Genomic DNA, 21,473 nt, shown 5'->3' with positions numbered 1-21,473 from the left:
CGAATTCCAGCGAACGGTCCATGACCTGCGCGGTGCGCTGATCCAGGGCGCCGCGCAGCGCGGAGGTGCGCACCAGCGAACCGAGTTCCTGCGGTGAGCGAGCCGAGCGCAGTTCTTCGGCGGGTTCGATGCCCAGCCTGCGCACGATCCAGTTGGCGGCGCCGTTGAGGAACCGGATCAGCCACTTGAACATGGCCGAGAACCAGATCATCGGGCCCGCCGTGAGCCGGGCGGTGGCCATCGGCTTGGCGATGGCGATGTTCTTCGGCACGAGTTCGCCGTAGATCATCGACAGCGAGGTCGCCAGGACCAGCGCCACCACCAGGGCGACGCCGTGCGCGGCGTTCGGGCTCAGGCCCGCCGCGTCCAGCAGCGGATCGAGCAGCCGGGCCAGCACGGGCTCGGCGATGAAGCCGGTGATCAGGGTGGTGATGGTGATGCCGAGCTGCGCGCCGGAGAGCTGGAAGGACAGGGTGTGGTGGGCCTGCTTGACCAGCCGGGAGCGGACGTCACCTTCGCGGGCCGCGGCCTCGACGGTGCTGCGTTCCAGTGCGGTGAGGGAGAACTCGGCGGCGACGAAGAGCGCGGTGCCGAGGGTGAGAGCGATGAAGCCGAGCAGGCTGAGCACGGTCAGAACGATGGACATCCTCAGCACCACCCGGGTGATGCCGTGGGGAGATCGAGAGATCGAACGGACGCTGCGGAAAGGAGGACGCCGGGTTGGTCACCCGGCTCCGTAGAGGAACCCTCCTGTGTGGCGCCCTTGGACGCGGGTGACAACTGGATCCTTTCGGGGTGGGGAAGAAAGCGCTGCCGAGATCGGCAACTCCATAGTAATCGGTCCGCATCGATGATGTGTCAGCGGCGCGGGGCGAAGCGACGGCGGCCGACCGGAACCGGAGTCCCGATCGGCCGCTGTCGGTCGGTGGTCACCAGCCGCTGGGCAGCGGGCGTCCCTCCGCGAATCCGGCCGCGGACTGCACACCGAGCACGGCGCGCTCGTGGAACTCCGGCAGCGAGCGGGCGCCCGCGTAGGTGCAGGAGCTGCGCACTCCCGAGCAGATGTGGTCGATGAGGTCCTCGACGCCGGGCCGCTCGGGGTCAAGGCGCATCCGCGAGCTGGAGATGCCCTCCTCGAACAGCGCCTTGCGGGCGCGGTCGAAGACGTTGTCCGTGCGCGTGCGGGCTCCGACGGCGCGCTTCGACGCCATCCCGAACGACTCCTTGTACGGCCGGCCCTGCTCGTCGTACCGCAGGTCGCCGGGCGATTCGTGGGTGCCGGCGAACCACGAGCCGACCATCGCCGCCGACGCGCCCGCGGCCAGCGCCAGCGCGACGTCGCGTGGGTGCCGCACACCGCCGTCGGCCCAGACGTGTTTGCCCAGTTCGCGGGCGGCAGCCGAACATTCCGCGACAGCGGAGAACTGCGGACGGCCGACGCCGGTCATCATTCGCGTGGTGCACATCGCGCCGGGGCCGACGCCGACCTTGATGACGTCCGCGCCCGCGTGGATGAGGTCGCGAGTGCCCTCGGCGGTCACGACGTTCCCCGCCACGATCGGCACCTTCGGCGACACCGAACGGACCGCCTTGAGCGCGGCGATCATCTTTTCCTGGTGCCCGTGCGCGGTGTCGACGACCAGCGTGTCGACACCTGCGGCCAGCACCGCTTCGGCCTTCGCCGCGACGTCGCCGTTCACGCCGACCGCGGCGGCGACACGCAGCTTGCCCTGAGCGTCGGCGGCCGGGGTGTAGATCTCCGAGCGCAGCGCGCCCACTGCGGTGAGGACGCCGGCGAGGCGGCCGTCGGCGTCGAGTCCGAGGGCGAGCCGTCCGCCGTGGCTGTGCAGGAGTTCGAAAACCTCGCGCGGCGGCGTGTCCAGCGGCACGGCGACGACAGCGGGCTCGGCGACGTCGGCCAGCCGCGCGAAGCGGTCGACACCAGCGCAGGCGGCCTCGTCGACGACGCCGACCGGCTTGCCGTCACCGTCGACGATGACGACCGCGCCGTGTGCTCGTTTGTGCACGAGATTGAGGGCGTCGGCCACCGCGTCGCCGCCGGTGAGGACCAGCGGCGTGTCCCAGACGGCGTGGCGGGACTTCACCCAGGAGACGATTTCGGCCACCGCCTCGGTGTCGACGTCCTGCGGAAGCACGACGAGCCCGCCGCGGCGAGCGACCGTCTCGGCCATCCGCCGCCCGGCGACGGCCGTCATGTTGGCCACCACCAAGGGGATCGTCGCGCCAGTGCCGTCCACAGTGGACAAGTCGACGCCGAAGCGGGACTCCACGTCCGAACGGTTCGGCAGCAGGAACACGTCGTCGTAGGTCAGGTCGTGAGCGGGCACGTGCCCATCCAGAAAGCGCACGAGTCACCAGGCTACGTGGCTTGCGCGCGGGACGCTAACCCGGCGTGGCGCGTGGAACAATGGCCGGGTGGACAGCCGTGATCGCGACGACCAGGGACGGGCGCGCAACGCCCGCCCGCGTGATGGTCTAGGCCGCCCGCTGCCGTATGGATCCGACGGCGTGCCACGCCAGCCCGAGGGCGTGCAGCGGACCCCGGCGGAGACCTTGGCGGAGGCGCAGCACCTGCTGGACGCCGGCCGCCCGTTCCACGCGCATGAGGTGTTCGAGGACGCCTGGAAGGCGACGGACGGGCCGGAGCGGGAGCTGTGGCGTGGTCTGGCCCAGTTGGCGGTGGGGCTGACGCACGCGTTGCGGGGGAACGGGAACGGGGCAGTCGCGCTGCTGGAGCGGGGTGCGGAGAACATCGCGCCGTTCCGGGAGGAGCCGCCGTACGGGGTGGATGTGGCCGGGTTGCAGGAGTGGGCGGAAGCGCTTGCGGGCGAGGCTCGGGAGCGGGTCCGGGTGGTTCCGGAGGTCCCTCGGCTGGCTCGGTAGGCGGCTTCGTTGCGTCGCTCGGGCACGCGGCGGGCTTAGTTCGGGATGGCTGCGGAATGGGCGGTTCGCTGGGCTGTTCTTGGCAGCGGGCTGTCGGCGTCGCGGTCGAACGCGAAGCAGCCGGTTCGGCGGCGCGGCTCGGAGCGACGGCTGGCCGAGGTCTGGCGGGCCTCGGGTGCCTCCGACGTTGAGGCTCAGGCTCCAGCCGCTCATGAGTCGCGGTCGATGCGTGGCGCGGCCTGTCGTGATGCGAGCAGGCCTGGCGACGTGTGTCGAGGCGGGCAGGCGGTAGCCGAATTGGCTGGTCTAGCTGGCCGCAAGCGTTTGCGGAGCGGTCTCAGCGGCCAGTTGGTGAACTCGCCGGGCGGGTCAGCAACGCGCGCTGATCCGCCCGGCGAGATTCAGCGCGGATCAGGCGGCGGGCCAGTCGGCCGATGCGGCTTTTTCCTTCCCTACGGTCGTCGCCTCGCCGTGGCCGGTGCGGACGATGGTTGCGTCGGGGAGGGGGAAGAGGCGGTCGCGGATGGACTTCACGATGGTCGGGTAGTCGGAGTACGAGCGGCCGGTCGCGCCGGGGCCGCCGTGGAACAGGGTGTCTCCGGTGAAGAGGACTTCCAGGTCGGGGCTGTGCAGGCAGACCGCGCCGGGGGCGTGGCCGGGGGTGTGCAGCACGGTGAGGTCGGTGCCGGCGACGGTGATGACCTGTCCGTCGGCCAGGTCGCTGTCGGGGGCGCGGTCCGGGTGGGTCAGGTCCCACACGACGCGGTCGGCCGGGTGCAGCAGGATCGGCGCGCCGGTGCGCTCCGCCAGTGCGGGCGCGGCGTTGACGTGGTCGTTGTGCGCGTGGGTGCAGACGATCGCGCGGACTGTGCGGTCTCCGACCACGTCCGCGATGGCGTCCGCGTCGTGGGCGGCGTCGATCACGATCACCTCGGAGCCGTCGCCCACGATCCAGACGTTGTTGTCCACGTCCCAGCTGCCGCCGTCGAGCTCGAACACGCCCGACGTGACCAGGTTCTGCACTATCGCCGTCATGCCGCAGACCCTAGTGGGCCGCGAGGCATACCGCCGGTACTTACTTTCGAGTATCCTTACTCGCGGTAAGTTAGCCGCGACGACGGGACTGCTCATGACCGATCCCCGGGATCTGCTCGCCGAACCGCTCAAGCTGCAGTGCGGGGCAGTGCTGCCGCATCGGATCGCGAAGTCGGCGCTCAGCGAGCAGCTTGGCGACCGTCGCAACGCGCCTTCCGACGAGCTCGCGCGGCTGTATCGGACGTGGGCGCGCGGGGGCGCTGGCCTGCTGGTGACCGGCAACGTGATGGTCGACCCCACCGCGCTCGGCGAACCGCGCAACGTCGCGGTGCCGACCGTGCCTGATCCGGCGGCGTATCGGCCGTGGGCGCAGTCGCTGGACGGGACCGACGCGCAGTTGTGGGTGCAGCTCAACCATCCCGGTCGGCAGAGTCCCCGGTACTTGTCCCGGCAGCCGGTCGCGCCGTCGGCGGTGCCGTTCGGCGATCGAGGGGTGCGGACGGCGTTCGCGGCGCCGCGGGCATTGACTGGGGACGAGATCGAAGCGGTGGTGGCGAGGTTCGCGGTGTCGGCGCGGGCGTTCGTCGACGCCGGGTTCGCCGGGATCCAGATTCATGGCGCGCACGGGTACCTGATTTCGCAGTTCCTCTCGCCGTTGGTGAATCGTCGCGACGACGAGTGGGGGCGCGACCGCAGCCGGTTCCTGCTTGAGGTGGTGCGCGCGGTTCGGGGCGCGGTGGGCGATCGCGTGCCGGTTTCGGTGAAGCTCAACAGCGCGGATTTCCAGCGCGGCGGCTTCGACGAGGACGAGTCGCTGCAGGTGGTTCGCGCGCTGGGCGAGGCGGGGATCGACCTGCTGGAGATTTCCGGCGGCACCTACGAGCGGGCCGCGATGATGGGCGCCGGCCGGGCGAGCACGCAGCGGCGGGAAGCGTATTTCCTGGACTACGCGGCGAAAGCCCGGCAGATCAGCGACGTCGCGCTGATGGTCACCGGCGGCTTCACCACCGCCGCCGGGATGGCGGAGGCACTGGAATCCGGTGCGCTGGACATGCTCGGGATCGGCCGTCCGTTCACTGTGGACCCCGGTCTGCCCGGACGCCTGCTCGCGGGCGAGGACGTCCGAGCCGAACGGCGGTGCCCGCGCACGGGAATCCGGCTCGCCGACAGCCTGCTCGAGATCCAGTGGCACACCCAGCAGATGCACCGCGTCGCCGCGGGCAAGCCGGTGGACCTCAAGCGCGGCGCGTGGCGGGCGCTGGCCCAGGCCGGGCTCAGCGATCCGCTAAACGCGTTTCGCCGGGTACGCGCGTGAGCCGCCGGTCGACGGTTTGGGCTCCGCTGGCGAGCGCGACGAAAAAGACGCCGATGAGCACGCAGTTCAGCGCGACCTGCCCATAACCGAGGTCGTCGGCGTTGACGAACGGGTACGGGTAGTAGCCGTCGATCGCGCCGCGGACGAGCGTGAAAACCAGCCACGCCAAGGGGTAGACGAGCGACCACCAGACCGTGCGCCATTCCAGCCCGCGCGGAGCGAAGAGCAGCCAGCCGAGGACGCACAGCACCGGGGTGACGCGGTGCAGCAGGATGTCCGCGGCGAGGCTGAGCCCGTGCAGTTCGTACAGCCCGGCGAGCGCGACCTGGTAGACCACGCCGGTGACCACGATCCCGACCAGCGCGTCGAGCCACAGCACGCGCATCAGCGGCGAGGTGCCGCGTCCGCGAGCGAACGCCGCGCCGATGACGAGGACGAGAAGGTTCGAGATGATCGTGAAGTAGGTGAACAGGTTCGCCACCCGCCCGCCGAAGCTGGCGTACCGCCCTTGCGCCGGCACCAGCGCGACGATCTGGATCACGAGCGCGGCCAGCACGACGACCGCGGTCACCCCGAACCACAGCCGGGCCAACGCTTTCGAGGACATGCCGCTGACACTACGGTTCCGGCCCGGTCCGCCCCGCCCGACACGACCGGGATCGATCGCGCCGGGCCGGGTGAACTTGCTCAAGCCGAGTGACCACTGCCCTCCGGAGGCAATGCCCGTCCGCTGATTACCGCATCACCGCACCGCCTTCACCAAGGCAGGCACGAAGACCGACGCGTCGACCGTGCCCCAGCCGCTCGCGACGTCGTAGCCCGGACCGGCCTTGAAGCCTTCGACGTCCCATTGGCTGTTGTCGCCCTTGGTGACGTCGACGATCCCGGCCGCGGCACCCTTCGGACCCAGCTTCGAGTACAGCGCCGGGTTGATCTGGCCCAGCCGCCCGTGGTTGGCCTGCACCGCCAGCGCCAGCACGCCCGCGAACAACGGTGCCGACTGCGACGTGCCCTGGACGCCTTCCATGCTGATGTCCGGGTACGACCGCATCGTGCTGCCGGTGATCTGCTTGACGCGGTTCTGCCAGGACGGCCGCGCGTACGCCTTCGACAGGCCCGCTCCCTCGCTGAACCCGTTGTCCGCCGCGTTGACCAGATCGTCGGGCTGGGTGCGGACGCCGTTCGCGTCCAGGTGCAGCTGGGTGCCGCCGAGCGTGGTGACGTTCGGGTCGCTGGCGGGCCAGCTCGCCACGCGGTACGGATACCTGCCGGGCCCCTGCAGGTATGCCCCGGTCGGGCCGTCGTCGCCGGACGACGCCACCAGCGTGACGCCCGCCTTGCTCGCCCGCTCCAGCGCCGGGTCGAGGGTCTTGATCGACTCGAACGACGGGAAGTTCTCCTCGGTGGTGCCGAAGCTCATCGAGACGACGTCGGCGATGCGGTGCTCGGTCATGTAGTCGACGGCGTGCATCATTTCCGGCAGACCGGCGAAACCCTGCGTCTCGGCGACCGGGGTAGCGGCGACGATGATTTTCGCGCCAGGTGCCATCGCGTGCATCATCGTGACGTCGAGGTCGGTCTCCCCGCCCCACGACTGACAGGCGGCGGTGTCCACCCCGGGGTCGGTGCACGCGGGCACCGCGCCGGACGGCTGCAGCACCTCGACGTTCGCCGGCGGCAGGCCGTGCTGCCGCGAGTACTCGTCCAGGACCTGCTTGACCTTGTCGTCGCCGAACGACACCAGCGTGGCCACGGTGGACCCGGCGCCGGTGATGCCCTGGTTCCACAGCTTCGTGGCGTTGTACGCGCCGCTTTCCTTCGGCAGCTTGGCCATCGCCGCATTGAGCCGCGCCACTCGCTCGGACACGGTGGTCGCGCCGACGAAGGACTGCGCGGCAGCCGAGAAGTGGTGTCGGGACGGCTGCGGCGGGGCCGGCGCGGCACTGGCCGGTGCCGCCACCACGGTGGCGGCGAGCGCCACGCCCGCCAGCAGGGTCATCGGCCGCCCGAATCCCCGGACGGCTGATTTCACCCGGAACGTCATGCTTTTCTCCCATCGACACAGGCCAGTGCTCCCACTCTCGGGTACGCGGCCACGGGTGCGACATCAACTTTCGTCGGGCGTTTTCCTGAGCACGGCGGGGAAAACTGCCCGATGTCCGTAATGTGCCCACTCATCCAGCGGGCGTGCCGGGCGATCATCCGGACACCTCCTCGGAACCGGCCTGATCTTCAGGACCGACGGAATCAGGCCGCGCCGACGAGCTCGGCTGCCTCGACGACTCAGCACTTCCCGCGAGGCTGGGTCGCTCTGCCGGGCCGGTCTGCTCAGCCGGACGGCTGCCGCGCAGCAACCCCCGGACGGTGTCGATGGTGTCCGCCTCGCCGGGTTCCTTGTCCGGCCGATACCGCACCACCCGCGCGAACCGCAGCGCCAGCCCGCCCGGATACCGCGTGCTGACCTGGGCCCCGTCCAGTTCGATCTCGACCACCATCTCCGGCCGGACATGGACGGTCCACCGGTCGCGGTGCGATTCGATCTCCTGGAACCGCTCGGTCTGCCAGGCCAGCAGCTCGTCGGTGAGGCCCTTGAACGTCTTGCCCACCATGATCGGCGGTCCGCCGTCCGGATCGCGCGCGCCGAGGTGCAGGTTCGACAGCTTCCCGGTGCGCCGCCCGTGGCCCCATTCCGCCGCCAGCACCACCAGGTCGATGGTGTGCACCGGTTTCACCTTGAGCCACGCGCGCCCGCGCCGCCCGGCCGCGTAGATCGAATCGAGGTCCTTCACCATCACGCCCTCGTGCCCGGCGTCCATCGCCGCCTCGAGCACCGCGGCCGGTGATTCCGGCCGGACCGAGCCGGGGATCACGTGCTCGCCCGCCACCCGGCGCAGCGCCTCGTTGCGCTCGGACAGCGGCGCGTCGAGCAGATCGACCCCGTCCAGATGCAGGCAGTCGAAGAAGTACGGCCGCAGCAGCAACGCCCGCACCTGTTCGTCCCGCGTGCTGCCGAACCGGCTCATCGTTTCCTGGAACGGCCGCGGCCGTCCGTCGTCGGTGAGCGCGAGGGTTTCGCCGTCCAGCACCACCGATTCGCACGGCAGCGCCCGCACCAGCTCGACCAATTCGCCTACGCTGCCGGTGATTTCCCGCAGCGTGCGCGTGTAGACGTGGACTTCCGCACCGTGGCGGTGCACCTGGATCCGCGCACCGTCCATTTTGTACTCGACGATCGCGTTCCCGTGCTCCGTCACGGCTTCTTCCAGCGATTCCGCCGGCGACGCGAGCATCGGCCGCACTGGGCGGCCCAGCTCAAGCCCGAACTCCGCGAGCGCCGCCGCGCCTCCGGTCAACGCCACCTGCCCGGTGACCGGCAGCCGTCCGGACAGCATGAAGGCCCGCCGCACCAGCTCGACCTCCACCTCGGCCGCCGCCGCGACCGCGTCGACCATCACGCCTTCCAACGCGCCTTGCCGCAGCTCCCCGGTGACGAGCCGGACCACGAACTCCTGCTCCGCCCGGGTCAGCCGGGAGAACAACGCGGTGAGCACCTCGGCTCGTCGCTTGACCGACCCCGCGCCCGCCGCGGCCGCGACGTCCGTGAGCGCGACGTCGACCTCGGCCACCGAGACGGCAGCCTCGGCCGCGGGTTCGACGGCGAGGTCGGCGAGCGTGCGCCAGCCGGCTCCGAGCCGGTCCTGCGCCGTCTGCCCGGTGAGATACGCGATCACCGCGGGCAGTTCGCCGGGTTCGGCCGCGCGCAGCACATCGGCCAGCACGGCGATCTTCGTTTTCCGTGACCGCGTGGCCGCCAGTTCGGCGGAGGCGGTGACGAGGTCGGTGAACAACACCCGGCCATCATCGCCCCCGCCACCGACAAAAACTCCCGCCCCAGCCTCGACCGGGTGAAAAACAGCTGGTCAGGCATCCGGACGAGTGCAGTACTGGTCCAGCAGCCCCTGTTTCGTCACACACGGCGTGTACCCTGCGTCCTGCAGTTCCGCCCGCGCCGTGCTGCTGCGCAGGTAGTCGATGAACTGCTTCAGCAGCGAGTCGTTCTCCGGCACGCCTTTGGTGTAGAAGTACTCCACCGTCCAGAAGCGATAGCCGGCGTCGATGCTGGTCACGTCGGGGTAGCGGTCGTCGAGTTTCGCCATCGCGACTCGCCCGCCAGCCGCGGCGATCTTGGCCGCCGGCACGTCCGCGTAGCCGATCGCACCAGGCGTATCGCCGACGGCGCGCAGCAGCTCGTCGGTCGTACCGCGTTCGCAGCGCACCACCGCGGCGTGCGGGTCGCGGGTGGGCGTCCGGCAGTCGTCTGACGACAGCCCCGGCTCGGCCGTGCCCAGCACTTTCTCCTCGAAAGTCTTGCGCGTACCCGATTCCTGCCCGCGTCCGACGACCCGGATCGGAATCGACGGCCCCTCCCGCAGCTGCGACCAGTTCGTGTACTTCCCGCTGAAGATGCCGCGCACCTGCTCGCCGCTCAGGTGGTCGACGCCGACCGATTTGTTCACTACCAGGCTGTACACGAGCACGGCGACCGGCTGCGTGACCAGATCCGGTCCAGCATCGGCAGCCTTGCCGTCGGACAACACCGCCAAACTGTCCTTTTGCTCTGCTGGCAACGGCCCCAGCTCGCGCACCGCGGATACGCTCCCGACCGCCTGCGTCAGGATCGTCGCACCGGGACACAGCCGCTGGTACTCGTCCGCGACGCTGTTCATGATCCGCGCGAACGCACTGGATCCGTGCACCGCAAGGGATCCCTTGCCACAGCCTGGTTCGGACCCGCGCGACACGGCGACGAGGAGCATGCTCAGCAACGCCCCGGTCAGCAGCACTCCGATCGCTCCCGTGACGACCGGCCACGACAGCCAGCGCTGTTTGCGCTCGTCCTTGATCCGGCCGCCGCTGAGCCGTCCGGTGACGTCCAGTTCCTTGGACATCGGCCCGCCTCGCCAGTCGTCCGGCTCGCGCAGCACGACGACGAGTTTGAACTTTTCGCGCCGCTTCAGCGAAAGCTGTTCGAGGCGGACGCCGTGCCACTGCGGAGCTGGTGCGGGCGGGGCGTCGTTTTGCCGCAGCAGAGCGGAAATTCGCTGCGGCAGCAATGCTCGCACTCCGGACAGTCGCGCGGTTCCCGGATCAGGCGTAGGCTGATCATGAGTAAAGAATTCAAGTCCGTTCCGGACCACTTCACGCAACCCGTCCTTGGCGTCGGACACGCGCGCGTCCCAGACCACCCTCCGCCCGAAGGTGAACTGCAGCGGGTGTTCCCAGTCGTCCGGGCCGATGTCGAAGCTGCCGGTGTTACGGATGCGGATCACGACGACGCTGAGCGGTTCCAGCAGCTGCACGGTGCGCACGAGCTCCGGATCCGCTTGCACCGCACCGTTGTCCGAGTCGCTGAGCGTAACTGGATTGAGGCCGATTTTGGAGTTGTAGAGTTCCCGGTAGATGACGCGCCTGCGGCGGATGACGTAGCGGTCGATGATCGGCGCGAGGATGGTCGCGCCCGCGACGACGGCGATCGGCACGAGGCCGCGGCTGGACGTGAGCACGTCGGCGAGTGTGCGCACTATTTCCCCGAAGCTCACGGTGATTCCCCCTGCCCCCGCTTCCGAGACTGTCCACCCTAAGCGTCAGTCGCGGGACCCCTCCCCGGTGCACCAGGAGTTCACCGGCGGTTCAACCGGCCGACGCGATCCGCTCCACGGCGGCGCGGAGCCGGTCCGGCGGGAGCGCGGCGTACCCGAGCACGAGACCCGGATATCCCGCCGCGGTATGGGAATAAGTCGACAAGGCAGGGGCGTGCACGCCTGCTGAGGCGAGCTTTTCCTGCAGGCGTACGTCATCGGTGCCGTCCGGGAGGCGGACGACCAGGTGCAGTCCGGCGGCGATCCCGACCGGCTGCCACTGCGGGAGGTGCTGGGTTATGGCTTCGATAAGCGCGTCACGACGAGCGCGGTACAGGCGTCGGGTGCGGCGCAGATGCCGGTCGTAGCCACCGGTGGCGATCAGATGCGCGAGCGCGGCTTGCGGGAGCGGCGGGCAACCGAGGTCGTGCATTTCCTTGACCCGGGCCACGGCGTCGCGCAGCCGTCGCGGCGGAATGAGCCAGCCGATCCGCAATGCTGGCGCGAGCACTTTGCTGACGCTGCCGATGTAGGCGACGTGATCCGGTGCCAGCGCGCGCATCGCACCCAGGGCGGGGCGGTCGTAGCGATGCTCGGCGTCGTAGTCGTCTTCCAGGATGAGCCCGCCGGTTTCCGCCGCCCAGGACAGCAGTTGCCGACGGCGTTCCGGATGCAGCGCGACGCCGAGCGGGAACTGGTGCGCGGCGGTCACCAGCACGACGGAATAGTCTGAAGTAGACAGTGCGTCGACGTTGATGCCTTTGTCGTCGACCGGGATGCCGATTGGCCGAAGCCCGTGGTCGCGCAGGAGGTTCGCTTGGCCGTGGTGGCTCGGGTCTTCGACCGCGATGCGCTGGTCCGGCAAGGCATCGGCCAGCAGTGACAACGCTTCCGCGGCCCCGCTGGTGATCACGATGTCGTCCGGGTTCGTCGGCAACGCCCGGACGCGGCCGAGGTAGGCGGCGAGTTCCGCGCGCAACGCCGGATGGCCGGTCGGATCGGGGTAGCCGAGGCCGAGGTCGGGTGTCGCGTTCAAGGCTTCTCGTTCGGCGGCAAGCCATTCGGCCCGCGGGAACGCCGACAAAGCAGGCAGCCCAGGGCGGAGGTCGAACTCCCAGGTCGGCGATTTCGTCGCACTGACGCGAGGATTCGGCGCGGGATCGTCGATCGGCGCAACCCGAGTGCCGGAGCCGTGCTTGCTCAGCAGATAGCCCTCGGCGGTGAGCTGCTCGTACAGCGCGGTGACGGTGCCGCGCGCGACCCCGAGCTGGCGCGCGAGATCGCGGCTCGACGGCAACCGGGTGCCGACAGCCAGCCGTCCAGTGCGGATCGCGTCGCGCAACGCGGCCTCGACGGCGCGGCCCCGGCGTCCTCCGGTGGCGGCGGGCAGCAGCAGCTCGCGGATCGTTTCCACGGCCACGACAGTACGGCTAAGTGGTCCAGTTAGGCCAGTGTCGAGTGGTCCTTCTGAATAGACCACTCCCGGCTGAAGACTGAGCTGCGTGAAACGGTCGATGGTGCTTTCAGGGGTGGCCGGCGCGGTGCTGGTCGGCGGATCGGTGCCGGTCACCGGCATGCTGGACGGATATCCGGTGATCACCGGGCAGGCGCTGCGGTACGCGCTCGGCGGCCTTTTGCTGCTGGGCTGGGCGAAGGTCACGCGCAGCCCGCTGCCGCGGCCGAAACTCGGCGATCTGCCGACGCTGCTTGGCCTCGCCGCGACCGGGATGATCGGCTTTCAGGCCTGTCTGCTGCTGGCTCAGCGCTACGCGGAACCCAGTGCGGTAGCGGCGTTTCTCGGAGCCAGTCCGCTCGTGCTCGCGCTGATCGCGCCGATGCTCGACGGTCGCCGTCCGTCCGCCGCTCCCGTCGTCGGATCGGTACTGGCTGGGCTCGGCATCGTGGTCCTGTCCGGTGGCGGATCCGCTTCCGCGCCAGGGTTGTTGCTGGCTGCGCTGGCAATGTTGTGCGAAGCGTCGTTCACCCTGCTCGCGGTGGGATTGCTGCGCAGACTCGGACCGTTGGCGACCTCGACGTGGAGCTGTTTCACTGCTGCCGCAGCCGGTTCCGTGGTCGGGACGGTGGTCGATCCGGCTGGAGCCTGGCGGTGGCCGAACGCGCGCGAACTCGTCGCGTTGCTGTTGCTGGCCGTCTTGGTGACCGCGGTGGCTTTCGTGCTCTGGTACAGCTGCGTCGTGGGGCTGGGTGCGGACCGGGCGGGCGTGCTGATCGGGCTGATGCCGGTGTCCGGGCTGGCCGTCGCGGTGCTGATCGGCGCGCAACGGTTCGAGCTCAAGGATCTGGCTGGTGTCGCTCTGGTCGCCGCTGGAGTCGCATGTGGACTGTGGAAACGCGAAGCGGCTCGCCCGGAATTGTCCGAGCGAGCCGCTATAGTCGGCTGACTGCTACTTGCCGCCGCGTGCCATCCGCAGTACGTCGAGCGCCTCGTCGAGCTGCGCTTCGGTGAGCTTGCCGTCGCGGACGTACCCGCGCTCCAGCACGACCTCACGGATCGTCTTGAGCTCCTTGAGCGCCTGCTTCGCCACCGCGGCCGCTTCCTCGTAGCCGATGTACTTGTTGAGCGGCGTGACGATCGACGGCGACCCCTCGGCGTACTGCCGCGCGCGCTCGGCGTTCGCGGTGACCCCGGCGAACACCTTGTCCGCCAGCAGCCGCGAGACCGCCGCGAGCAGCCGCGCCGATTCGAGCACGTTGCGCGCGATGACCGGCAGATTCACGTTGAGCTGGAAGTTGCCCGCCGCACCGGCGAACGCGACCGCCGCGTCGTTGCCGACGACCTGCGCGACGACCTGCAGCGTCGCCTCCGGGATGACCGGGTTGACCTTGCCCGGCATGATCGACGAACCAGGCTGGAGGTCCGGCAGCGCCAGCTCGGCAAGCCCGGTGCGCGGGCCGGAACCCAGCCAGCGCAGGTCGTTCGCGATCTTGTTCAGCGACACCGCGACCGTGCGCAGATGCCCGGAGGTCTCGACCACGCTGTCCTGCGTCGCCTGCGCCTCGAAGTGGTTGCGTGCCTCGGTGAGCGGCAACCCGGTGATCTGCGCCAGCTCGGCCGACACCGCCGCGCCGAAGCCGTCCGGCGCGTTCAGGCCGGAGCCGACCGCGGTACCCCCGATCGGCAGTTCGCCCAGCCGCGGCAGGCCGGACTGCAGCCGCTCGATGCCGAACCGGATCTGCGCGGCCCACGCGCCCGCTTCCTGGCCGAGCGTGATCGGCACGGCATCCATCAGGTGCGTGCGGCCGGACTTGACGACGTCGTTCCACTCCTCGGCGCGCGCCTCGATCGCGCCGGCGAGGTGCTCCAGCGCCGGGACGACGTCGGTGAGGACGGCCTCGGTGGCGGCGACGTGGATCGTCGTCGGGAACGTGTCGTTCGAGGACTGCGACGCGTTGACGTGGTCGTTCGGGTGCACGTCGCGGCCGAGCGCGCGGGTGGCCAGCGTCGCGATGACCTCGTTCGCGTTCATGTTGGACGACGTGCCCGAACCGGTCTGGAAGACGTCGATCGGGAAGTGCTCGTCGTGCTTGCCCTCGGCGACCTCGTCGGCGGCCTTGGCGATCGCGTCGGCGACGTCGGCGTCCAGGACGCCAAGACGCGCGTTCACGCGGGCGGCGGCGGCCTTCAACAGGCCCAGCGCGCGGATCTGGGCGCGCTCGAGACCGCGGCCGGAGATGGGGAAGTTCTCGACGGCACGCTGCGTCTGCGCGCGGTAGAGCGCGTCGACCGGGACGCGGACCTCACCCATCGTGTCGTGTTCGATCCGGTATTCCTGTTCAGCCATACCTTCGATTCTGGCCCCGATTCCGGTTTGCGGCCGGGTGTTGTCGCCCACCCCGGTACGCTCGGTTGTGTTCTCGATCACCGCCACCCACCACTGGCATGGAGCGAGCCTCATGGATTACGACCTCGTCGTCATCGGAGCCGGTCCCACCGGCCTCTTCGCCGCCTACTACGCGGGATTCCGCGGCCTCTCGATGGCCGTCGTCGATTCGCTGCCCGAGCCGGGCGGCCAGGTCACCGCGATGTATCCGGAGAAGATGATCTACGACGTAGGCGGGTTCGCCGCGGTCCGCGGCCGGGATCTCGTGCAGGGCCTGGTGGACCAGGCCGCACCGTGGAAGCCGGATTACCTGCTCGGCCGCAAGGCGGAGAAGCTGGAGAGCGTCGGGGACGGTTTGGAACTGACCCTCGACGGCGGCGACGTACTGCGCGCGGGAGCGGTCCTGATCACCGCGGGCATCGGCGAGTTCACGCCGCGTCCGCTGCCCGCCGGAGACGGTTGGCTAGGCCGGGGGATGGTCCATTTCGTCCCGTCGCTCGCGGCCCATGAGGGGCAGCACGTCGTCGTGGTCGGCGGCGGGGATTCGGCGTTCGACTGGTGCCTGGCGCTGCATCCGGTCGCGGCGAGCGTGACGCTCGTGCACCGCCGCGCGAAGTTCCGGGCTGCCGAATCGATCGTGCGACAGGTGCGGGAGCTGGGCGTGCGGTTGGTGACCGATGCGGAGGTGTCCCGGTTTGTCGAAGCTCCGGACGGCTCTTTGACGGCGGTCGACGTGACGGTGAAGGGCGGCGCGGACGAACAGCTGCGCGCGGACGCTGTGGTCGCGGCGTTGGGGTTCACCGCGGATTTGGGGCCGATCGAGAGCTGGGGGTTGGAAATCGATCACCGGGCGATTTCGGTGGATTCGACGATGGCCACGGCGCGGCCGCGCGTTTATGCGGCTGGGGATGTGGCGGCGTATCCGGGGAAGGTGAAGCTGATCGCGACCGGATTCGGGGAGGCGGCCACGGCGGTGAACAATATCGCGGTGGCGTTGAATCCGGAGGCGCATTTGTTCCCCGGGCATTCGAGCAACGTCGAGTGACGTCCGTAGCGGGGGATCCGTGAAGAGGCGCAGAGCGACGGCCCTGCTGGAGGACTTGCTGGGGCGAGTGGGTGGAGACGAGTGGCCGGTGCGTCTCGTGGAAGCCGTCTACGTCTTCGGCTCGTATGCGCGCGGTGCGACGGAACTGGGAGAGGTCGATGTCATCGTCGACTTCAACCGGGACATGCGGTGGGCCAGTCACTTCGTCCACTGCATGTCCTATGGAAAGAACCCGCTGACGGTTATCAACAGGGCACTCAAAGGGAACTCTCGAAGCATCTCGATCATTTATGGCCGGGAAAGCCACGAAGGTGTGCCGATGACGTTGCTGTGGAAGAAGGGCGAGACGATCGATGCCGCTCTCGAGCGGCTTCGTGCGATGCCTGAGGACACGAGCGTCGGGCGTCGGCAGGCTTCTGGATGAGCTGCGACGTCGAGTGAATCAGCCGGTTTTCTCCGCCAGCCAAGGCTGATACGCCACCGCCGACGTAGCGATCGACGGAGCCGACCCACACGTCGACGAGCGATTCCCCGGACGGCTCACCATCCCGGCCAGCACCCACCGGTCGCCGTCGCGAACCAGTTCCGGCCCACCGGAATCGCCGTAGCACGAGCCGGATCCGCCGGGGCTTTCCGTGCACAGTTCGGAGGTTCCGTCGAACGCCGCCGTGCATTTCGCGCCCGGCACCAGTTGCGTGTCGAGCTGGCGCAACGACTTCGAGACCGGCCCGCAATTCGGTGTCGCGCACGTCTGGCCCCAGCCGATTACCCGGACCGCCGTGCCCGGTGCGGCCGAACCGCCGATCGCGATCGGGGCGGCCTGCACCGGTGCGGTCAACCGGATCAGGCCGACGTCGCCGGTTTGCGTTTCGGCGTTGAAATGCGGGTGCAGCACGAATTCCGCCGCTTTCGGCGTTTCCCCGCCCGCGTCCGCGTCGTTGCTGCCGACGCGCAACCCGATGGTCGCCGGGTCCTTCGCGGACAGGCAGTGCGCCGCGGTGACCACCCACGTCGGCGTGATCAGCGAACCGCCGCAGAACAGCGCGCCGCCCGAGGTGTGCAGGGACACCGCGAACGGGTACGGCTGGTCTGCGTCGGTCCCGCCGACAATAGCGGGCCCGGCCGAAGCGCTGCCCGCACTGAGCACGACTCCGGCGAGGACGGTCAGCGCCAGCGCGAACAGCCGTTTCGACACCGGGAAACTCCTTGGCAGATCAGGGAAGCGGAGGCACCGCGCGCTCGTCCTCGTCGAGGTCGAGGTTGCCGTCGAAGTTGACGGACGAGTACGCCCGCAGCTTCTCGAGCCGGTGGTAGCCGTCGATCATTCTGACCGTCCCGGACTTGGACCGCATGACGATCGACTGCGTCGTCGCGCCGCCCGCCCGGTAGTGGACGCCGCGCAGCAGGTCGCCGTCGGTGACGCCGGTCGCGCAGAAGAACACGTTGTCGCCGGTGACCAGGTCGTCGTTGAGCAGGATCCGGTCAAGGTCGTGGCCCGCGGCGAGCGCCTTTTCGCGCTCGGCGTCGTCCTTCGGCCACAGCCGGCCCTGCAGTTCGCCGCCGAGACACTTCATCGCGCACGCGGCGATGATGCCCTCGGGCGTGCCGCCGATGCCGAGCAGCATGTCGACGCCGGTGGTCGGCCGGGCAGCGGCGATCGCGCCCGCGACGTCGCCGTCGGAGATGAACCGGATCCGGGCTCCCGCCTCGCGGACCTCTTTGACCAGTTGTTCGTGCCGCGGCCGGTCGAGGATGCAGACCGTCACGTCGCTGACGCTGGAGTTCTTCGCCTTCGCCACGCGCCGGATGTTCTCCGCGACCGGGGCGGAGATGTCCACCTTGCCCGCCGCGTCCGGGCCGACGGCCAGCTTCTCCATGTAAAACACCGCGGACGGGTCGAACATCGCGCCGCGCTCGGCGACCGCGAGCACGGCCAGCGCGTTCGGCATGCCCTTCGCCATGAGCGTGGTGCCGTCGACCGGGTCGACCGCGACGTCGCAGTCCGGGCCGTCGCCGTTGCCGACCTCTTCGCCGTTGAACAGCATCGGCGCTTCGTCCTTCTCGCCCTCGCCGATGACGACGACGCCGCGCATCGAGACGGTGGAGACGAGCTGGCGCATCGCGTCGACGGCAGCCCCGTCGCCGCCGATCTTGTCGCCTCGGCCGACCCAGCGGCCGGCCGCCATCGCGGCTGCCTCGGTCACCCGCACCAGTTCCATGGCGAGGTTGCGATCAGGCGCTTCGCGTCGGCTGCGGTCACTGGCGGTGGTCATGGTGGCCTCCCGGAACACGGTTCGTCAGCGGGTGCCCAGTCTGTCAGATCCGTAGACCACCTGACCGATTCAGCCACGCATGGTGCACGTCACTCTGTGTCGTCGTCGGTCTCCACCGAGGCCAGCGCGGCCTCGATCCGCTCGCGGGCGCCTTCCAGATGCCGTTCGCACACCTTGGCGAGCTGCTCGCCCTTCTCCCAGAGCTCAAGCGACTGCTCCAGGGAAAGCCCGCCGGCCTCCAGCTCCTTCACGACCTCGACAAGCTGATCGCGGGCCTGCTCGTAACCGAGTCCGGCGGTGTCTGCTTCGCTCACGTTCTCCGACCTTGTGGTGCACGGGGCTGTTGGCGCACACTACCGCGTCCGGCCGGGGTCCCGGGGACGCTCGGTCAGTCTCCCAGGCTCAGCTGCCAGCCGTTGCGCTCGGCATCGTCCGCGTCCTTCCAGATCGTGCCGCGACTGTCGTTGCCGAAATGCACGCCGTAGCGCTCGGCATTGGGGACATCGGTGAATTCGAAAGTGAAGGCCCGAACCCAGACGCCGTCGACGATGTCGGTCGGGCCGCCACTGCGGTGCAAAGCTGTGGTCGCGACGACTCGGCCAGTTTCGTCTACGAGGGTCACTTGAGCGCCGTCGCTGATGTCGCGGTAGCCGTCGTATCCGTCGGCGGTCGACTTGATGCATTGCATGTCGCACCGAAGGGACAGAGTGCCGTTGAGCGGCCCGGTGCTCGCTCCGAACACGGCGATCAGGACAGCGGCGAGTGCACCTGCCAGGACAACCGTCGCGCCGATCCAGAGGAAGAGCTTTGCGCGACTGGGCGGCGGGTCTGGAGTCGGTTGCGGGTATGTGTCCGGGTCGGCTGTCATCGTCCTGCTCGCTCTCTTCGTCGTGAATGAGCGAATAGACGTGTTGATCACTCAGGTTGTTACATCGGGTGACAAGCCGCAGGGCCCGGCAAAAACCCGTGCTAACGCGGCAGCCGGGCCCGTTGCGGGCAAGCGACCACCGCGCTCGCCATCGCGTGGTCGTACCCGACGAAAGCCAGCGCGAACTCCTGCCCGTCACCGTCCGCGATGGCGTCTTCGAGGTTCTCCTGCGCGCTCGCCACCCGTCGCCGGTGCCCGGTTCCTTCGGCGAACCACCACCGGACGCCGACGTGCTCCGACGTCGCCTCGGACAGCCGCCTCAGCTGCGGGGCCAGCCCGCGTCGAGCCGCGGTGCCGCAGCCGGCGAGCAGGGCCGTCCAGCATTCGTCGGCGGCGCGGTCGGTGACCAGGGCCTGCCGCAGCAGGAGACCGGCGTTGAGCCGGGCGGCGGCGTCCACCGTGAGCGGGAGGAACGCCGGGGCCCGGTGCATCACGGCCGGTCTCCTTCCGGTACGGGTGTCGTCGGCTCGACGGATTCGGCCACGGCGCGGACCGCCCCGTCGGCGACCCGTACGCGCAGCTGCGCTCCGTCCTCGATCTGGGAGACGGAGCGGAGCACGTGGAGGTTGCCTGCGGAATCAGTGAACTGGACGACGGCGTATCCGCGCGCCATCGTGGCCGCCGGGCCGAGCGCGGCCAGTTTGCCCCGCGCGTTCGCGACCTCGGCCTGGTCCTTGGCGAGCAGGCCGAGCATCGCGCGCCGGCCGCGTTCGCGGTGCATCTCGACGTCGCTGAGGCGGCGCTCGATCGGACCCAGCGGATCGGCCAGCGACGGACGGCTGCGCAGCTGGGTCAGCAGCCGCGTCTCCCGGTCGACCCAGCCGTGCAGCGCGCGCCGGCCGCGGTCGCGCATCTGCCGCACTCGCGCGGTTTCCTCGCGGACGTCCGGCACGATGCGCTTGCTCGCGTCGGTCGGGGTGGAACAGCGCAGGTCGGCGACGTGGTCGAGCAGGGGAGTGTCCGGCTCGTGCCCGATTGCGCTGACGATTGGCGTGCCCGCGGCCGCGACCGCCCGGCACAGCGCTTCGTCGGAGAACGGCAGCAAATCCTCGACGCTGCCGCCGCCGCGGGCGATGACGATCACGTCGACGTCCGGGTCTTTGTCCAAAATAGACAGTGCGCGAAGGATCTGCGGCACGGCCTGCGTACCCTGCACGGCGGTGTTCAGCACCTTGAACAACACGTGCGGCCAGCGTGCCTGCGCGTTCGCCAGCACGTCCCGCTCGGCCGCCGACGCGCGTCCGGTGATCAGCCCGATTCCCTTGGGCAGAAAGGGAATCGGCCGCTTCCGCTCGCGGGCGAACATGCCTTCGGCGGCCAGCAGCTTGCGCAGCCGCTCGATCCGCGCGAGCAGTTCGCCGATGCCGACCGCACGGATCTGGTCCGCGCGCAGACTCAGCGTGCCGCGGCCGAAGAAGAACGACGGCTTCGCGTGGATGACCACTCGGTCGCCTTCGCGCAGCGGCGTCGGCAGTTCGCGCACCAGCCACATCGGACAGGTGACGGACATCGAGACGTCCGCGGACGGGTCGCGCAGGGTCAGGAACGCGGTCTGCGTGCCGGGCCGCGCGTTCATCTGCGTGACCTGGCCTTCGACCCAGACGTCGCCGAGCCGGTGGACCCAGTCGCCGATCTTGCGCGCGACGGTGCGGACCGGCCAGGGGTTCTCCGCGCTGGTGGCGGGGTCGTTGCTCACTGGCCTTCCGCGGGGTCGCCCGGCTGTTCCTCGGCCTTGCGGGCGTTGCCGATCCGCCGCGCGAGCATGCCGACGAACGACGCGCGGTCGGCGTTGGCCTTCTCGTACTCCAGCAGTTCTTCCAGCTGCGGCACGGTCAACCGCCGCAGCCGGGCGCGCAGCTGCGGCAGCGTCAGCTCGTCGTAATTGCCAAGGCCGGCCGGGCCGGAGCTGTCGTTCTCGCCTTCGGAATGCTCCTCGGCGAGCGCGCGGGTCTCCTCGACCCACGGGTCGTCGACGGCGTCCGCAGCGAGGTCCGGCGGCTGCGCGCGGTGGCCGTTGGTGCGCGGCTCGGGCAGGTCGCGCGGCTCGGGCAGGTCGTCGACCGGCACGAGCGTGGGCCGGGACGGAGTGAATTCGGGCACGGCGTCCTCGTCGAACGTCGCCCAGCTGGGCGTGTCCTCGACGGGGCGCAGCATCGACAGTGCGTCGTCGCCCTTGATGGCCAGCTCGGTGACCTGCTGCTGGACGCGCATGGACAGCTGCAGTACCTGGCTCACGACGGTGACCGGCAGGCCGGTGAGCTGCTTCGGGAGCTCACGAACCCGCTCGGCGGTGGTGACGGCGAGGCCCGCGGCGACCCGGAGGGGGAGCGGGAGTGGCTTCATAGGTCCAGCGTGCCGTATCAGGGCCGGTCTGCCCAACCGAACGGGTGGCCAGGGGTGCCGGACGTGACGCCCGGCACAGCCTGAATGGCCGCCGCCATCATCCGAACGAGGACTTCGATCCCGGATCGGCACTGCCCGTACCCTGGAGG

Annotated in this window: 21 protein-coding genes; 5 read left to right on the top strand and 16 right to left on the bottom strand. The window is 69.8% G+C overall.

Annotated elements, in window-relative coordinates:
• On the bottom strand, positions 1–646 hold a 646-nt coding region (locus ACWDNU_RS32120), incomplete at its 3' end, for a CNNM domain-containing protein (RefSeq protein WP_449671633.1).
• Positions 647–929: 283 nt separating this feature from the next.
• Positions 930–2,369: a GMP reductase gene (gene guaB1, locus ACWDNU_RS32115; RefSeq protein ID WP_449671632.1), complete on the bottom strand. Its 1,440-nt coding sequence runs from the start codon at positions 2,367–2,369 to the stop codon at positions 930–932.
• Positions 2,370–2,436: 67 nt separating this feature from the next.
• Between guaB1 and ACWDNU_RS32110 the strand changes: the two genes are divergently transcribed.
• A complete protein-coding gene (locus ACWDNU_RS32110; RefSeq protein ID WP_449671631.1) occupies positions 2,437–2,904 on the top strand; it encodes a DUF309 domain-containing protein in 468 nt (155 codons plus the stop codon).
• A 411-nt stretch (positions 2,905–3,315) separates the two neighbouring features.
• On the opposite strand, the gene ACWDNU_RS32105 is transcribed toward ACWDNU_RS32110, so the two are convergent.
• Complete coding sequence (locus ACWDNU_RS32105) at positions 3,316–3,939, bottom strand: MBL fold metallo-hydrolase (protein ID WP_449671630.1); 624 nt, start codon at positions 3,937–3,939, stop codon at positions 3,316–3,318.
• A 94-nt stretch (positions 3,940–4,033) separates the two neighbouring features.
• Between ACWDNU_RS32105 and ACWDNU_RS32100 the strand changes: the two genes are divergently transcribed.
• Complete coding sequence (locus ACWDNU_RS32100) at positions 4,034–5,254, top strand: NADH:flavin oxidoreductase/NADH oxidase family protein (protein WP_449671629.1); 1,221 nt, start codon at positions 4,034–4,036, stop codon at positions 5,252–5,254.
• Here ACWDNU_RS32100 and ACWDNU_RS32095 read toward each other — a convergent pair.
• From ACWDNU_RS32095 to pdxR, 5 genes are all read right to left on the bottom strand, one after another.
• Positions 5,214–5,861 carry a Pr6Pr family membrane protein gene (locus ACWDNU_RS32095; RefSeq protein ID WP_449671628.1) on the bottom strand — a complete coding sequence of 216 codons (648 nt, stop codon included), beginning with the start codon at positions 5,859–5,861 and terminating at the stop codon, positions 5,214–5,216. The genes ACWDNU_RS32100 and ACWDNU_RS32095 overlap by 41 nt on opposite strands.
• 135 nt (positions 5,862–5,996) lie before the next feature.
• Entirely contained in the window at positions 5,997–7,298 is a 1,302-nt protein-coding gene (locus tag ACWDNU_RS32090; protein ID WP_449671627.1) for a S53 family peptidase, read from the bottom strand.
• 154 nt (positions 7,299–7,452) lie between these two features.
• Entirely contained in the window at positions 7,453–9,105 is a 1,653-nt protein-coding gene (locus ACWDNU_RS32085) for an ATP-dependent DNA ligase (protein WP_449671626.1), read from the bottom strand.
• A gap of 69 nt (positions 9,106–9,174) precedes the next feature.
• Positions 9,175–10,818: a PstS family phosphate ABC transporter substrate-binding protein gene (locus tag ACWDNU_RS32080; RefSeq protein ID WP_449671625.1), complete on the bottom strand. Its 1,644-nt coding sequence runs from the start codon at positions 10,816–10,818 to the stop codon at positions 9,175–9,177.
• Positions 10,819–10,945: 127 nt separating this feature from the next.
• Entirely contained in the window at positions 10,946–12,307 is a 1,362-nt protein-coding gene (gene pdxR, locus ACWDNU_RS32075; RefSeq protein WP_449671624.1) for a MocR-like pyridoxine biosynthesis transcription factor PdxR, read from the bottom strand.
• 88 nt (positions 12,308–12,395) lie between these two features.
• Here pdxR and ACWDNU_RS32070 point away from each other — a divergent pair, with 88 nt between their 5' ends.
• Complete coding sequence (locus ACWDNU_RS32070) at positions 12,396–13,295, top strand: DMT family transporter (protein ID WP_449671623.1); 900 nt, start codon at positions 12,396–12,398, stop codon at positions 13,293–13,295.
• A 3-nt stretch (positions 13,296–13,298) separates the two neighbouring features.
• On the opposite strand, the gene ACWDNU_RS32065 is transcribed toward ACWDNU_RS32070, so the two are convergent.
• Positions 13,299–14,696, bottom strand: coding sequence for a class II fumarate hydratase (locus ACWDNU_RS32065; protein WP_370934249.1), 1,398 nt, complete (start codon positions 14,694–14,696; stop codon positions 13,299–13,301).
• A gap of 112 nt (positions 14,697–14,808) precedes the next feature.
• Here ACWDNU_RS32065 and ACWDNU_RS32060 point away from each other — a divergent pair, with 112 nt between their 5' ends.
• The gene (locus tag ACWDNU_RS32060) at positions 14,809–15,780 is read left to right on the top strand and encodes an NAD(P)/FAD-dependent oxidoreductase (protein ID WP_370934250.1); all 972 of its coding nucleotides are present in this window, start codon (positions 14,809–14,811) and stop codon (positions 15,778–15,780) included.
• A gap of 88 nt (positions 15,781–15,868) precedes the next feature.
• Entirely contained in the window at positions 15,869–16,204 is a 336-nt protein-coding gene (locus tag ACWDNU_RS32055) for a nucleotidyltransferase domain-containing protein (protein WP_449671622.1), read from the top strand.
• A gap of 18 nt (positions 16,205–16,222) precedes the next feature.
• Here the strand turns inward: ACWDNU_RS32055 and ACWDNU_RS32050 are convergent, their stop codons facing one another.
• The 7 genes from ACWDNU_RS32050 to ACWDNU_RS32020 all read right to left on the bottom strand — a co-directional run bounded on the left by ACWDNU_RS32050 (position 16,223) and on the right by ACWDNU_RS32020 (position 21,324).
• Complete coding sequence (locus ACWDNU_RS32050) at positions 16,223–16,975, bottom strand: S1 family peptidase (protein WP_370934251.1); 753 nt, start codon at positions 16,973–16,975, stop codon at positions 16,223–16,225.
• A gap of 19 nt (positions 16,976–16,994) precedes the next feature.
• Positions 16,995–18,053 carry a class II fructose-bisphosphatase gene (glpX, locus tag ACWDNU_RS32045; RefSeq protein WP_043828132.1) on the bottom strand — a complete coding sequence of 353 codons (1,059 nt, stop codon included), beginning with the start codon at positions 18,051–18,053 and terminating at the stop codon, positions 16,995–16,997.
• Positions 18,054–18,142: 89 nt separating this feature from the next.
• On the bottom strand, positions 18,143–18,367 hold the full coding sequence (locus ACWDNU_RS32040; RefSeq protein ID WP_020664931.1) for an exodeoxyribonuclease VII small subunit: 225 nt from the start codon (positions 18,365–18,367) through the stop codon (positions 18,143–18,145).
• A gap of 74 nt (positions 18,368–18,441) precedes the next feature.
• A complete protein-coding gene (locus tag ACWDNU_RS32035) occupies positions 18,442–18,921 on the bottom strand; it encodes a hypothetical protein (RefSeq protein ID WP_449671621.1) in 480 nt (159 codons plus the stop codon).
• Between the two features lie 101 nt (positions 18,922–19,022).
• Positions 19,023–19,412, bottom strand: coding sequence for a hypothetical protein (locus tag ACWDNU_RS32030; RefSeq protein ID WP_377873285.1), 390 nt, complete (start codon positions 19,410–19,412; stop codon positions 19,023–19,025).
• A complete protein-coding gene (xseA, locus tag ACWDNU_RS32025) occupies positions 19,412–20,677 on the bottom strand; it encodes an exodeoxyribonuclease VII large subunit (RefSeq protein ID WP_370934252.1) in 1,266 nt (421 codons plus the stop codon). Before xseA ends, ACWDNU_RS32030 begins: the two co-directional genes overlap by 1 nt.
• Positions 20,674–21,324, bottom strand: coding sequence for a lipid droplet-associated protein (locus ACWDNU_RS32020; protein WP_449671620.1), 651 nt, complete (start codon positions 21,322–21,324; stop codon positions 20,674–20,676). The genes xseA and ACWDNU_RS32020 overlap by 4 nt, the downstream gene beginning before the upstream one ends.
• Positions 21,325–21,473: the final 149 nt, after the last annotated feature.

It is taken from the genome of Amycolatopsis sp. NPDC003676 (assembly GCF_053587275.1).
This window is presented reverse-complemented; position numbering and strand designations above follow the sequence as displayed.